Raw genomic sequence first — 12,828 nt, 5'->3', positions numbered from 1 at the left:
GCCCTGTACGTTGCACGAGGGACGGATGTGCATCAGATACTAGGAAAGCCTTTTGAGCAGCACCGCCGACGCGACGGGGCGTGCGCCGGCGCGGGCGACCCCATCGGCGACCTCGCGGTCGGTGGAGGCGACGATGACGGGACGCCCCGGCGGCTCCGCGCGCACCAGTTGCCGGATGAGCTCGTCGGCGGTGACGCCCGGCTTGGAGAACAGCACGCGCACGCCGCGCGGCGGCGCGAGCAGGACCGGCGCGGCCAGTTCGGCGCCGTCGAAGACGCAGGTGACCTCGGCGCCGGTCTGCGCGGCGAGCTGGGCGAGCTGGCCCAGCAGGCGCAGACGCTGCTTCTCCAGGGGCATCTGGGGATAGCCGGTCTTGGTCACGTTGTAGCCGTCGACGACGAGATGGGCCTGCGGCAGCGCCAGCAGCTGGTCGACGATGGCCGGGTCGTTCTCGGACAGCGCGCGGGCGGCGATGTCCTTCGGGGTCATGCGCCCCGGCTCCACGGCGTCCACGGTCTCGGCGGGCCGGACGGACACGGGAGGCAGCGCCAGTTCGCGCCGCAGCCCCTGGGCCGCGTCCAGCACGGTGTCCAGCAGGAGCCGCACCCGCATGTCCTCAACGCTGCGGCCCTCGCGGGCGGCCCGGCGGGCTGCCTCCAGGGCGGCCTCGGTCTCCCCCAGACGGGCCTTGAGGCGCCGGCTCTCGCTCTCGGCGGCCGACACCTGGGCACCGCCCTCGGCGCGCACGGCCTCCGTCTCGGCCCGCAGCTTGCGCAGGGCGGCCTCGCCGCGCTTGACGTCGCTGAGGGCGGAGCGCAGCTTGCGGTGGAGCGCGTCGGTCTCCTTCTTCGCCGCTTCCAGCTCGGCGCGCAGCCGCTCGGTCTCGGACCTGGTGTGCTCGCGGGCCCGGTCGAGTTCGGCGCGCAGCCGTTCCAGTTCGGCCCGGGACTCCTCGTCGGCGCGCTCGGCGTCGGCGCGCTGGGCCTCCTCGCCGGCGGCGGTCACCAGCTTGACCCAGCCGGCCGGGCGGAGCACATAGGCCGCGGCCGCCACGTCGAGCGGGTCCGCGGCCGGGGGCGGGGAGCCCGAGTCGAGGGCACCGGTCAGTTCCGGCTGGGCCTCCCTGAGCTTCTCCCCGATGCGCTGCCGGAACAGCAGATCGGTCTCCAGCGCCGCCGCCATGGCGTTGCCGGCGAACTTGGCTCGGCGGTTCGGCGCGAATCGGGCGTACTGCTTGAGCTGGGTGGGCAGCTCGGCGACCGTGAGGCCGCCGAAGCCGTCGGCGACGATCTGGACGACGCGGCGGCGCACGCCTTCGGGCAGCGGACGGTCGAGCACCTCGGTGGTGCCGTCCTGCGGCCCCCCGCCCGTGGTCTCCACCATCCGTCACACCCCCATGCCTGTGTGCGACCCCGGGAGCGGGGTCGTCGTCAGCGGGGCCCGCTCCTCATCAGGAGCCGGCGCCCGGCCTGTCCACCAGTTCCACCTGGTCCACGGCGTTGCACCAGCGGCACCGCACCGACTCGATGGTCTCACCGAGCACCTCGCGCTCCTCGACCCTGGGCTCTCCGGCCAGGTCCAGGTGGACGTACTCGACGACCTTCGACGAGCGGGTCACGTCGAAGCGGGTGAGGTTGCCGCAGAGGGTGCAGCGCCACCGCGTCGAGGCGGTCGGCAGAGGAACCGTCATCGTGGCTGTTCGCCTTCCTTCCAGTGTGCGTGACGCACCGGGCCGCCCGGTGCGTGTGGCTCGTAACCCTACGGCCTGGGGGGTCCCCGCCGCCCGCCCGTCCACGGCGGCGAGGCGGTATGCGCCGTTCCGTCCGGTTGCGTCATGCTCTGTGTCCATGATCCGCAACTGGAGCGCGTCGGCCGCCGCGGCGATCCGGGGCACGTCCGCGCCGGTGACGCACACCCTCGTCGTGCTGTGCTGCCTGGTCTTCCTGGCCAGCCCGGTCCCGGGTCTCGGGCCCGTCCACGGCTCGGGGGACGAACTGCTCGCCGCGCAGCGGGCCTACTTCCGGCGCTGGGGCGTCATCCCCGCAGACCTGTTCGAAGGTTCCCCCGGGGCCCTCCTGACGCCCGCGACGGCGCTCTTCGTGCACGGCGGCTGGGTGCACCTGCTCGGCAACATGCTGTTCCTCCACGTGTTCGGAGCGATGACCGAGGCACGGATGGGCCGGCTGCGGTTCACCGTGCTCTACGTCGGCTGCGGCTCCCTGGCCCTGCTGGGGTACGCAGCCGCCAACGCGGACTCCGAGCGGGCCCTGGTCGGCGCCTCGGGGGCGATCTCGGCGGTCCTCGGGGCCTTCCTCTTCCTGTTCCCCCGGGCCCGGGTGACCAGTCTGCTGCCGTTCCTGTTCTTCCTGCCGGTGCGGCTGCCGGCGTGGGTGGTGCTGCCGTTCTGGGCGGCGCTGCAGTGGGCGGCGGCGGGACGGGCGGACGACGGGCCGGGGGTGGCGTATCTGGCGCACCTGCTGGGGTTCGCCCTGGGCTTCGGCTGCGCGTGGGTCTGCTTCGGCGGGGCGACTACAGTGAAGTCCGCCCCTGCTCCGGCCCCCGAGGGAGAGAACCAGCCGTGATCACCGCGATCGTCCTCATCAAGACCAGCGTGGACCGGATCCCCGAGATCGCGGAGCGGATCGCCGCGCTGGACAGCGTCAGCGAGGTCTTCTCCGTCACCGGCACCTACGACCTGATCGCCATGGTCCGGGTGCGCGAGCACGAGGACCTGGCGGAGGTCATCCCCGGCCGGATCAGCAAGATCCCGGGTGTGGAGGGCACCGACACGCACGTGGCGTTCCGCACGTACTCGCAGCACGACCTGGAGGCGGCCTTCGCCATCGGCCTGGACAACTGACACCGGCTCCGCCCGTGCGCGGCGTCCGGCCGTGACCGCCGCCGCCGTCCCTCCCGGAACGCGGCACTTCGCGGCGCTCGGCCCGAAGGACACGGCCGTGCTGGAGAGGGGGGCCGTCGCCGGTCCCTCCCTCGTCCCCCGCGCCCGGCGCGCGGCCGCTGGACACGGGCGAGAGAAGCCTCAGGCGGAGACGTCCGGCACGCAGCGCCCGTCCACCGTGCGGTAGCTCCAGCGGGCGCCGTCGCGGACGAGTTCGCGTACCGCCCGCACGAACCGCTCCACGTGCTCGTCCGGCGTACCCGCGCCGAAGCTCACCCGGATCGCGTTGTCCGCGGCCCCGCACCCACCCCGCGCCTGCCCGTCACCCCCGAGCAGCCTGCGCAGCAGCGGGTGCGCGCAGAACAGCCCGTCACGCACCCCGATCCCGTACTCCGCTGACAACGCGGCGGCGAAGTGGGAGCTGTTCCAGCCCTCGACGACGAAGGACAGGACGCCGACCCGCGGGGCGTCGTCCCCGAACAGCGACAGGAACCTCACCTCGGGAACGTCCGCCAGCCCGTCCCGTACCGTGCGGACCAGCGCCTCCTCCCGCGCGGCCAGCTCCTCGAAGCCGGCCTCGGTGAGCGCCCGGCAGGCGGAGGCGATGGCATACGCGCCGATGACGTTGGGCGAGCCGGCCTCGTGGCGGGCGGCGCCGTCGTGCCACTCCACGCCCACTCCCCCGTCCGCGCCCCGGGTGACCCTCCGGCTGGCGCCGCCGCCCGCGAGGTACGGCTCGGCCTCCCCCAGCCAGTCGGCGCGGCCGGCCAGCACGCCGGAGCCGAAGGGGGCGTACAGCTTGTGCCCGGAGAAGGCCACCCAGTCGACCTCCAGGTCGCGCACGCTCACCGCGTGGTGCGGGGCGAGCTGGGCGGCGTCCAGCACGATCCGCGCACCGTGCGCGTGCGCGGCGGCCGCCAGCTCCCTCACGGGCCACAGCTCACCGGTGACGTTGGAGGCGCCGGTGACGCAGACCAGCGCGGGGCCGTACGGCTCACGGTCGGCGAGGGCGCGTTCCAGGACCGTCACGGCCGTGCGGGGACTGTCGGGCGCGTCGAGGAAGGTGACGCGGGCTCCGCGCCAGGGCAGCAGGGAGGCGTGGTGCTCGGTCTCGAAGACGAACACCTCGCACCCGTCGGGGAGGGCGGCGGCGAGCAGGTTGAGGGAGTCGGTGGTGGACCGGGTGAAGAGCACCTGGTCGCCGGCGCGGCAGTCCAGGAACTCCCCGACGGTGCGGCGGGCGTTCTCGAACAGGTCGGTGGAGAGCCGGGAGAGGTGTCCGGCGCCCCGGTGGACGCTGCCGTAGTACGGGGCGTAGGCGGCCACGTCGTCCCACACCCGCTGCAGGGCGGGCGCGCTGGCGGCGTAGTCGAGGGCGGCGTAGGTGACCTCGCCACCGGTGACGAGGGGGACGGTGACATCGCGGCCGAGGACGGGCAGCGGGGCGGCCAGCGGGGCACGGACGGGGCGGTCGACGGCAGCGGTGGAAACGGACATGGCGGAACTCCCGGTGAGGCAGGCGGAACCCCCGCGCGAGCGGACGACGCTCGAGCGCGGAAGGGAAGAGGAAGGAGGGTGCGCGGAGGCGGGGCTCGGCGGCCCTAACGCATTCGCTTGCTCACGGGAGGCTCCTCGACGACCAGGACCCCTGGTGTACGAGGGGTCCGCGCTTGCCGTGGACCTCGCTGCCCACGGCCTGGTCCTCACCCGGGGCACCCCGCCACGGACGGAGGGTTGCCGGACAGCCGGCCGGGGCCTGATGGCTGTCACTCATGACCTGGGACAGGAAACTACGTGAAGTGATCGATGTCCCGCAACCCTGGTCCGGATCGCGGGACATCGTGCACAGCGGGCGGCTACGCGTTGCTGACGGCCACCCAGCGCTCCAGGACACGCTTGGCGGTCCCCGAGTCGATGGACTCGGCCGCCTTCGCCATCCCCGCGCGGATCTGCTCCGTCAGGGTGCCGGTGCCCGGCTCCAGGGCGACCAGCGCCGCCGCCGAGTTCAGCAGCACCGCGTCCCGCACCGGGCCGGTCTCGCCGTCCAGCACCCGGCGGGCGACCTCCGCGTTGTAGGAGGCGTCCGCGCCGCGCAGGGCCTCCACCGGCACCAGTTCGATGCCCACCTCGCGCGGGTCGAAGGTCTGCTCGTCGACCTTGCCGTCGCGGACCACCCACACCTTGGACGTGGCGGTGGTGGTCAGTTCGTCCAGGCCGTCGTCGCCGCGGAACACCAGCGAGGAGTGACCGCGCCCGGCGAAGACCCCGGCGATGATGGGCGCCATCCGCGGGTCGGCGACCCCCACGGCCTGCGCCTTGACCCGCGCCGGATTGGACAGCGGGCCGAGGAAGTTGAACACCGTGCGGATGCCGAGCTGGCCGCGTGCGGCGGCCACGTGGCGCAGCGCCGGGTGGAACTTCACGGCGAAGCAGAAGGTGATCCCCGCCTCCTCGGCGACCTCGGCGACCCGTCGCGGGGTGAGGTGCAGGTTGACCCCGAGCTTCTCCAGGACGTCGGAGGCTCCGGACGCGGAGGAGGCGGCCCGGTTGCCGTGCTTGACGACCTTCGCGCCGGTGCCGGCCACGACGATCGAGGACATCGTGGAGATGTTGACCGTCTTGGCGCCGTCCCCGCCGGTGCCGACGATGTCGACGGTGGCGCCCGGCACCTCGATCACGTTGGCGTGGTCGTACATGGCGCGTACGCAGCCGGCGATCTCCTCGACGGTCTCGCCCTTGGCCCGCAGGGAGACCGCGAAGCCGGCGATCTGCGCGTCGGTCGCCTCGCCGCGCATGATCAGGTCCATCGCCCAGGCGGTGTCGTCGGCGGAGAGGTTCCGGCCGTCCAGCAGTCCGTTCAGCACGGCGGGCCAGGAGCGGCCCGCCGCGGTGTCGCCTCCAGCGGGGGTCACAGCGCTCATGGCCGCTCCTGATGGTCGTGGAAGAGTCCGGGGAACCGGTCGGGTCCCCGGACTCCACCCTATCCAGCTCCGGGGACGCCGAAGGGCCCCCGTCCGCAGAACGGACGGGGGCCCTTCGCCGTCGTGTGGCGACTGGGACGAGGCGCGGTAAGTGGATCAGTGGTGGCCGTGGCCGCTCGTGATCTCCTTGTACTCCTCGACGGTCGGCTTCGGAATCTGGGACTCCCCGCCGTAGTAGCCCTTGCTGAGCTTGGCGCGCAGCTTCTCGCTCATCTTCACCTTGCGCCGGACGCCGTTCTCGTCGACCTCCGGGCCGAGTTCGAGCGGCTTGTACTGCTCGTGCGCGGTGAGGGTGTGCAGCTGCTCCTGGCTGAGCGGCTCGTGGACCTCGATGAACTCGCCGTGCGGCAGGCGCTTGATGATGCCCGTCTCCCGGCCGTGCAGCACCTTCTCCTTGTCCCGGCGCTGGAGGCCGAGGCAGATCCGCTTGGTGACGACGAACGCCACGACCGGGGCGACGAAGAAGCCGATCCGGACGAACCAGGTGATCGCGTTGATCGACAGGTTGAAGTGCGTGGCCCACAGGTCGTTGCCACCACCGACGAGGAGCACGAAGTACCACGTGATCCAGGCGACACCGAAGGCGGTGCGGGTCGGGGCGTTGCGCGGACGGTCCAGGATGTGGTGCTCGCGCTTGTCGCCGGTGACCCAGGACTCGATGAACGGGTACACCGCGATCGAGACCAGGACCAGCGGGAAGATCAGCAGCGGGATGAAGACGCCCAGGACGAGCGTGTGACCCCAGAAGTTGATCTCCCAGCCCGGCATGACACGGATCAGGCCCTCGGAGAAGCCCATGTACCAGTCGGGCTGGGCGTTCGTGGAGACCATGTCCGGCCGGTAGGGGCCGATGTTCCAGATCGGGTTGATCGTGGCGATCGCCGAGAGGGCCGCGAGCACACCGAAGACCAGGAAGAAGAAGCCTCCGGCCTTGGCCATGTACACCGGCAGCAGCGGCATGCCGACGACGTTCTTGTTGGTCTTGCCGGGACCCGCGAACTGCGTGTGCTTGTGGTAGAAGACCAGGATCAGGTGGGCCACCACGAGGCCGAGCATGATGCCCGGCAGCAGCAGGACGTGGACCGAGAAGAACCGGGCGATGAAGTCGTCGCCGGGGAACTCGCCGCCGAAGATGAAGAACGACAGGTACGTGCCGACGATCGGCACGGACAGGACCGCGCCCTCCATGAAGCGGATACCGGTGCCGGAGAGCAGGTCGTCCGGGAGCGAGTAACCGGTGAAACCGGTGAACATGCCGAGGACGAACAGCAGGAAGCCGAACAGCCAGTTGATCTCACGCGGCTTGCGGAACGCGCCGGTGAAGAACACGCGCATCATGTGCACGAACATGCCGGCCAGGAAGATCAGCGCGGCCCAGTGGTGGATCTGCCGGATCAGCAGACCGCCCCGCACGTCGAAGCTGATGTCCAGCGTCGACTTGTAGGCCTCACTCATCAGCTGGCCCTGCATCGGGATGTAACTGCCGTGGTACTCCACCTCGTTCATCGACGGGTGGAAGAACAGCGTCAGGTACACACCCGTGAGGATGATGATGATGAAGCTGTAGAGGCAGATCTCACCCAGCATGAACGACCAGTGGTCGGGGAAGATCTTCCGCATGTTGGCCTTGGCCAGGGAGTAGATCCCCAGCCGGCCGTCGGCCCAGTCGGCGACCTTTTCGCCGGCCGGTGCCTTCCCGCGCGAGCGGGACTCGGGGGTCGTCGTAGTACTCATCCGCGCTCCCAGAAGGCAGGACCGACGGGCTCGTCGAAGTCGCCGAGCGCTTCGAGGTAGCCCTCGTCGTTCACGCCGATGCGCAGCTGCGGCAGGGCGTGACCGGCGGGACCGAAGATCACCTTGGCACCGTCGGAGAGGTCGAAGGTGGACTGGTGACAGGGGCAGAGCGCGTGGTGCGTCTGCTGCTCGTACAGGGAGATCGGGCAACCGACGTGGGTGCAGATCTTCGAGTAGGCGAGGATCCCCTCGTGCGACCACTCCAGCGACTGCTTGTCCTTGATGTCGTCCGGCTGGATGCGGACGAGCATCAGGGCGGCCTTCGCGATCTCGGTCATGAAGCCGTGCTCGTGCGGGTCGAGACCCTCGGGCTGGGCGAAGGTGAGCGAGCCCACGATGATGTCGGACGGCCGCAGCGGCTCGTTCGTGTTCATGTTGACCAGCAGCTTGCCCTTGGACCACGCGGTCTCGCGCAGCTTGGTCCCGGGCAGCGGTCCGAGGTCGCGCAGCAGCACCACTCCGGAGAGCGGGAACAGCGCGAGGGCGCCGAACATCGTGTTGCGGATCAGCTTCCGGCGGCCGAGCACCGACTCCTTGGCACCCTGGCGGAAGTCGTCCATGACCTTCGCCTTGACCTCCGGGGAGGCCTCGATCGGGTGACGCTCGTCGGCGATCTCGTGGTCCGACATCAGCGTGCGGGCCCAGTGGACCGCGCCGGCGCCGATGGCGAACAGCGCGACACCGAGGGTCATACCGAGCGCGAAGTTCAGCGCGCTGATGTGACCGAGCATGAAGATGTAGACGGACTGGTCGACCGGGATGGTCACGAACGAGACGATGAAGCCGACGGTGGCCAGCATCGACAGCGTGAACAGCAGGGCGACCGTGCGCTCGGACCGCTTGGCGGCCCGCTCGTCGAGGTCCTGGATCCGCGGCTCGTGCGGCGGCAGGCCCGGGTCGGCGAAGGGGTTCTTCTCGTCCGCGAGCTTCACCGCACCGGCGGTGGTGTCCTGCGCTGCGGGCAGGTTCTCTTCTGGAATGTCTTGGCTACTCATGACTTCTTGGCCTTTGCGGTCCGAGCGGCGACCCAGACGGCGACCGCGATCAGCGCGCCGAGTCCGAAGACCCACGCGAACAGACCCTCCGAGACCGGACCGAATCCGCCGAGCGCGAGACCACCGGGGCTCTTGGACTCGGAGCTGTTGACCGTGTCCAGGTACGCGATGATGTCCTTCTTGTTCTGCTCGGACAGCGTGCTGTCCGGGAAGGAGGGCATGTTCTGCGGGCCCGTGAGCATGGCCTCGTAGATGTGCTTCGGTGCGACGTCCTCGAGGTCCGGGGCGTACTTGCCGTGCGTGAGCGCGCCGCCCTTGCCGGTGAAGTTGTGGCACTGCGCGCAGTTGTTGCGGAACAGTTCACCGCCCTTGGCGATGTCGGCACCCTCGGGGCCGTACTGCTCCTCGGTGGGGATCGCCGGACCGGCGCCCAGGGAGGCGATGTACGCGGCCAGCTGGTCGATCTCGGCCTGCGAGTAGACGGCCGGCTTGTCGGGCAGCTGGGCGGCCTGCGAGGTGGCGGCCGGCATACGGCCGGTGCTCACCTGGAAGTCGACCGCGGCGGCGCCCACGCCCACCAGGCTCGGACCGTCGGAGGTGCCCTGACCGCCGGTGCCGTGGCAGCTGGCGCAGCCGACCGCGTAGAGCTTCTTGCCCTCCTCGATGGTGAGGGACTGGGCGGTTTCGTCGGCCTGCGCCTTGTCCGCGGGTGCGAACACGGCGTAGAGCCCCCCGGTGCACGCCAGGGCGAGGAGTAGGACGACGAGCGCCGCCAGCGGGTGGCGTCGTCGTGCGGAGAGCTTTTTCACGGATTACCCCGGTGTCAGGATCTTCTGCGTCGATGCTTCTGGTTGGTGCGCGGCTTCGCGCGCGAGGCTGTGGGCCCTGCTACTTGATCATGTAGATCGTGGCAAAGAGGCCGATCCAGACGACGTCGACGAAGTGCCAGTAATAGGACACGACGATGGCCGCTGTCGCCTGCTCGTGAGTGAACCTCCGTGCCGCGTAGGTCCGGCCCAGGACCAGCAGGAAGGCGAAGAGTCCGCCCAGCACATGCAGGCCGTGGAAGCCGGTGGTCAGGTAGAAGGCCGAGCCGTAGGCGTCGGAGGAGAGAGACAGGCCGTAGTGCTTGACCAGCTCGGTGTACTCGAGGACCTGTCCTCCGATGAAGACCGCACCCATGATGAAGGTGACGATGAACCACATCCGGAGCTTCTTCACGTCACCGCGCTCGGCGGCGAAGACGCCGAGCTGGCAGGTGAGGGAGGAGAGCACGAGGATCGTGGTGTTCGCCGCCGAGAACGGGAAGTTCAGGAGGTCGGCCTTCTCCGACCAGAAGTCGGGTCCGGTCACCGATCGCAGGGTGAAGTACATCGCGAAGAGGGCCGCGAAGAACATCAGCTCGGAACTCAGCCAGATGATGGTTCCGACGCTGGTGAGGTTCGGTCGGTTGACCGACGGGTGCGCGTGCCCGGTATCTACTGTCGTTGCTGTCGCCACGCCGACATTATGTCGGTCGCTTATCCCGCCCTCACTCCCGGGGGTGCCGTTCGGTGTGTTCCCCCGTCCTGGACTGCCCGGATGGCCCACCCGGAGCCCCGTCGGGGCCCCTTCGAAGCCGTGTCCGAACCAGTGTTGACAGGCGGTCCGAGGGGGTAGCATCCGCGCCATCGGTACCCGAAGTTCCCGACAGAGCCGTGCCCTCTCTCTTACGCGTGGAGGAACAATGCAGGCGACCGCCACGGTGCTGGTCTACAGCGACGACGCCAACACCCGGGAGCAGGTGCGGCTCGCCACCGGCCGGCGGCCGGCCCCCGACGTGCCCGTAGTGGAGTTCGTGGAGTGCGCGACCCAGGCGGCCGTGCTCACGGAGCTGGACCGGGGCGGCATCGACGTGTGCGTGTTCGACGGCGAGGCCGTGCCCATGGGCGGCATGGGGCTGTGCCGGCAGATCAAGGACGAGGTGTTCAACTGCCCGCCGGTGCTGCTGCTGATCGCGCGGCCGCAGGACGCCTGGCTGGCGACCTGGAGCCGGGCGGAGGCCGCGGTGACCCTGCCGGTCGAGCCGGTGGAGTTCGCGTCCGCGCTGGCCGCGCTGCTGCGGCAGAAGCGGTTGCAGAGCGCCTCCTGACGCCGTCGGTCCCGCCCGTTTCGGCGGCGGCCGGCCGGTGGGGGTCGTTCGCGCGGCTCCCCGCGCCCCTTCCGGGGCGCTACACGGCCGTCGGCCGGAGGCGTGCCCGCTCGCCGGAGCCCTGGGGCGCGGGGCTCGTCAGCGCGCTGCCGGCCTGCCACTTGGCCCAGTCGAGGTTCCAGTCGCCGTAGCCGTTGCCGAAGGGTTCCATCGTGTCGCCGGCCGAGTTGACGACCTCCACGACGTCGCCCTCGCGCACGGTGTCGAAGAACCACTGCGCGTTGGCGGTGTTCATGCCCACGCAGCCGTGGCTGACGTTGTCGGAGCCCTGGGAGCCGACGGACCACGGGGCGGCGTGCACGTATTCGCCGCTCCACGTCACCCGGGTGGCCCACTGGACGTCCATGTCGTACGACTCCGAGGAGCCCTCGGCGATGCCCACGGTGCTGCTGCGCATGCGTACGAGGGGTTCCTTGGCGAGGACCACCTTGACGCCGTTGCGGGTCTCGAAGCCGGGCTTGCCGGTGGTGACGGGGATCTGCTTGATCTCCTCGCCGTTCTTGTAGACCGTCAGGCGGTGCGCGGCGGCGTCGGTGAGGACCGTCACGCGGTCACCGGTGCGGATGGTGAGCGGCGCGGTGGCGCTGCCCCGGAGGCGGTCGCCGACCTTGATGCCCTCCAGGGTGCTGCGGACCCGGATGGTGGCGTGGGCGGGCCAGTACTCCTTCGGGCGGTAGTGCAGCTTCTTGTCGTCGACCCAGTGCCAGGAGCCGGTCACGGCGGGCGTGGAGTCGACCTTGAGGGAGCGTTCCACGACGGCCCGCTGGGCCCGGTCGCTGACCGGTTCGTTCAGCTCGGCGGTGAGGGGCTGGCCGACGCCATAGGTGCCCGCCCGGGGTCCGAGGGCGACGTCCAGGCGCTTGGCGGAGGTGGGCCGGCCGGTGGTGAAGGTGATGACCTTGCGGCCGGGGGCGCCGTCCTCGTCCTCGGTGCTCACCCGGACCGTGTACTGGGCGTCCGCGGCCAGCGGCGAGGTGCTGTGCCACCGGCTGCCGTCGGCGGCCAGTTCGCCCGTCACGTGGCGTCCTGAGGCGTCCACGGCGGTGACGTCCGTGATGCGGCCGTCGGAATCCTCGGCGACCACTTCCAGGGGCTTGTCGGGGTCGGTGGGCTTGCCCTCGTCGACCCCGACGAAGGAGATCTGGTCCGTCGCGTCGTACGGCTCGGCGGACAGCGGGCTGCCGTCGGAGGAGCAGCCGGTGACGCCCGCGCCCAGGGCGATCACCAGCAGCGCGCAGCCGGCGAGGCGGCTCCGGCCGGCGCCCGCGCCACGGGGGGACTCTGTCTGTCTCATGGCCCCACGCTAGGAAGCCGGGCCCGCGTCGGCTCACTGGACGGCCCGAACGGGTGAGGCGCGGGGCAAAAGCGGGGGCCCGGACGCTCCTGGCGGAGTGTCCGGGCCCCGAAGTGCCGTGGCGCGTGTTACTGGGTGCGGTTCTCACCGCGGTAGTACTCGAAGACCCAGCCCCAGAGGCCGAGCAGCAGCACCGGCGCCGAGAAGTACATCAGCCACCAGCCGACCGCGATGCCCAGGAAGGCCAGGGCGCCACCGACGGCGAGGGCCAGCGGCTGCCAGCTGTGCGGGCTGAAGAACCCGACCTCGCCGGAGTCGTCCGCGACGTCCGCTTCCTTGTTGTCCTGCGCGCCCACGTCGACCCGCCGGGCGGTGAAGCCCAGGTAGAAGCCGATCATGATGCTCAGGCCGAACGCCAGGAAGAGGGCGGTGGTGCCGACCGGCTCCTTCGACCAGACGCCGTAGACACCGGCGACGATCAGGAAGAAGAGGCTCAGCCACATGAACAGGTTGCCCTGGATTCTCACTTGCCGGCCTCCTTGCCACCAGCGAGGGCCTTCTCACCGTGACCGGCGTTCTCGAGCTGGTCGAGCGCGGCGATCTCCGGGTGGTGCAGGTCGAACGCCGGGGATTCGCTGCGGATCCGCGGAAGGGTGGTGAAGTTGTGGCGCGGC

13 protein-coding genes and 1 riboswitch are annotated in these 12,828 nt (G+C 70.6%); of the genes, 3 read left to right on the top strand and 10 right to left on the bottom strand.

Annotated elements, in window-relative coordinates:
• Positions 1–39: 39 nt before the first annotated feature.
• Entirely contained in the window at positions 40–1,383 is a 1,344-nt protein-coding gene (locus IE172_RS03995; RefSeq protein ID WP_190095630.1) for an NYN domain-containing protein, read from the bottom strand.
• Between the two features lie 67 nt (positions 1,384–1,450).
• On the bottom strand, positions 1,451–1,690 hold the full coding sequence (locus IE172_RS03990; protein ID WP_004932140.1) for a hypothetical protein: 240 nt from the start codon (positions 1,688–1,690) through the stop codon (positions 1,451–1,453).
• 157 nt (positions 1,691–1,847) lie between these two features.
• On the opposite strand from IE172_RS03990, the gene IE172_RS03985 reads away from it, so the two are divergent.
• Together IE172_RS03985 and IE172_RS03980 are read left to right on the top strand one after the other, a co-directional pair.
• Positions 1,848–2,582 (top strand): rhomboid family intramembrane serine protease, encoded by a 735-nt coding sequence (locus IE172_RS03985; protein ID WP_190095629.1) that lies wholly within the window; start codon positions 1,848–1,850, stop codon positions 2,580–2,582.
• Positions 2,579–2,860, top strand: coding sequence for an Lrp/AsnC family transcriptional regulator (locus IE172_RS03980; protein ID WP_190095628.1), 282 nt, complete (start codon positions 2,579–2,581; stop codon positions 2,858–2,860). The genes IE172_RS03985 and IE172_RS03980 overlap by 4 nt, the downstream gene beginning before the upstream one ends.
• A 180-nt stretch (positions 2,861–3,040) precedes the next feature.
• Here IE172_RS03980 and IE172_RS03975 read toward each other — a convergent pair whose 3' ends face one another.
• The 6 genes from IE172_RS03975 to ctaE form a co-directional block, all read right to left on the bottom strand.
• A complete protein-coding gene (locus tag IE172_RS03975) occupies positions 3,041–4,396 on the bottom strand; it encodes an aminotransferase class V-fold PLP-dependent enzyme (RefSeq protein ID WP_190095627.1) in 1,356 nt (451 codons plus the stop codon).
• Positions 4,397–4,560: 164 nt separating this feature from the next.
• A riboswitch (SAM riboswitch) is annotated at positions 4,561–4,677 on the bottom strand.
• A gap of 78 nt (positions 4,678–4,755) precedes the next feature.
• Complete coding sequence (gene trpD / locus IE172_RS03970) at positions 4,756–5,820, bottom strand: anthranilate phosphoribosyltransferase (RefSeq protein ID WP_190095626.1); 1,065 nt, start codon at positions 5,818–5,820, stop codon at positions 4,756–4,758.
• Between the two features lie 156 nt (positions 5,821–5,976).
• Complete coding sequence (gene qcrB / locus IE172_RS03965; RefSeq protein WP_190095625.1) at positions 5,977–7,614, bottom strand: cytochrome bc1 complex cytochrome b subunit; 1,638 nt, start codon at positions 7,612–7,614, stop codon at positions 5,977–5,979.
• A complete protein-coding gene (gene qcrA / locus IE172_RS03960; RefSeq protein WP_190095624.1) occupies positions 7,611–8,669 on the bottom strand; it encodes a cytochrome bc1 complex Rieske iron-sulfur subunit in 1,059 nt (352 codons plus the stop codon). The genes qcrB and qcrA overlap by 4 nt, the downstream gene beginning before the upstream one ends.
• On the bottom strand, positions 8,666–9,478 hold the full coding sequence (gene qcrC / locus IE172_RS03955; RefSeq protein WP_190095623.1) for a cytochrome bc1 complex diheme cytochrome c subunit: 813 nt from the start codon (positions 9,476–9,478) through the stop codon (positions 8,666–8,668). The genes qcrA and qcrC overlap by 4 nt, the downstream gene beginning before the upstream one ends.
• Positions 9,479–9,557: 79 nt before the next feature.
• Positions 9,558–10,169: an aa3-type cytochrome oxidase subunit III gene (ctaE, locus tag IE172_RS03950; protein WP_190095622.1), complete on the bottom strand. Its 612-nt coding sequence runs from the start codon at positions 10,167–10,169 to the stop codon at positions 9,558–9,560.
• A 226-nt stretch (positions 10,170–10,395) separates the two neighbouring features.
• Between ctaE and IE172_RS03945 the strand changes: the two genes are divergently transcribed.
• On the top strand, positions 10,396–10,800 hold the full coding sequence (locus IE172_RS03945) for a response regulator (protein WP_190095621.1): 405 nt from the start codon (positions 10,396–10,398) through the stop codon (positions 10,798–10,800).
• Between the two features lie 79 nt (positions 10,801–10,879).
• Here the strand turns inward: IE172_RS03945 and IE172_RS03940 are convergent, their stop codons facing one another.
• Together IE172_RS03940 and IE172_RS03935 are read right to left on the bottom strand one after the other, a co-directional pair.
• Positions 10,880–12,154, bottom strand: coding sequence for a L,D-transpeptidase (locus IE172_RS03940; protein ID WP_190095620.1), 1,275 nt, complete (start codon positions 12,152–12,154; stop codon positions 10,880–10,882).
• Positions 12,155–12,282: 128 nt separating this feature from the next.
• Positions 12,283–12,681 carry a cytochrome c oxidase subunit 4 gene (locus tag IE172_RS03935; protein WP_190095619.1) on the bottom strand — a complete coding sequence of 133 codons (399 nt, stop codon included), beginning with the start codon at positions 12,679–12,681 and terminating at the stop codon, positions 12,283–12,285.
• Positions 12,682–12,828: the final 147 nt, after the last annotated feature.

This window comes from Streptomyces griseoflavus (genome assembly GCF_014649995.1).
Classification (GTDB): Bacteria; Actinomycetota; Actinomycetes; order Streptomycetales; family Streptomycetaceae; genus Streptomyces; species Streptomyces griseoflavus.
This window is presented reverse-complemented; position numbering and strand designations above follow the sequence as displayed.

Excerpts from the sequence above, each read along its gene's own strand:
- IE172_RS03995 (WP_190095630.1), bottom strand. The coding sequence starts at position 1,383 with ATGGTGGAGACCACGGGCGGGGGGCCGCAGGACGGCACCACCGAGGTG.
- IE172_RS03990 (WP_004932140.1), bottom strand. The coding sequence starts at position 1,690 with ATGACGGTTCCTCTGCCGACCGCCTCGACGCGGTGGCGCTGCACCCTC.
- IE172_RS03985 (WP_190095629.1), top strand. The coding sequence starts at position 1,848 with ATGATCCGCAACTGGAGCGCGTCGGCCGCCGCGGCGATCCGGGGCACG.
- IE172_RS03975 (WP_190095627.1), bottom strand. The coding sequence starts at position 4,396 with ATGTCCGTTTCCACCGCTGCCGTCGACCGCCCCGTCCGTGCCCCGCTG.
- trpD (WP_190095626.1), bottom strand. The coding sequence starts at position 5,820 with ATGAGCGCTGTGACCCCCGCTGGAGGCGACACCGCGGCGGGCCGCTCC.
- qcrB (WP_190095625.1), bottom strand. The coding sequence starts at position 7,614 with ATGAGTACTACGACGACCCCCGAGTCCCGCTCGCGCGGGAAGGCACCG.
- qcrA (WP_190095624.1), bottom strand. The coding sequence starts at position 8,669 with ATGAGTAGCCAAGACATTCCAGAAGAGAACCTGCCCGCAGCGCAGGAC.
- IE172_RS03945 (WP_190095621.1), top strand. The coding sequence starts at position 10,396 with ATGCAGGCGACCGCCACGGTGCTGGTCTACAGCGACGACGCCAACACC.
- IE172_RS03940 (WP_190095620.1), bottom strand. The coding sequence starts at position 12,154 with ATGAGACAGACAGAGTCCCCCCGTGGCGCGGGCGCCGGCCGGAGCCGC.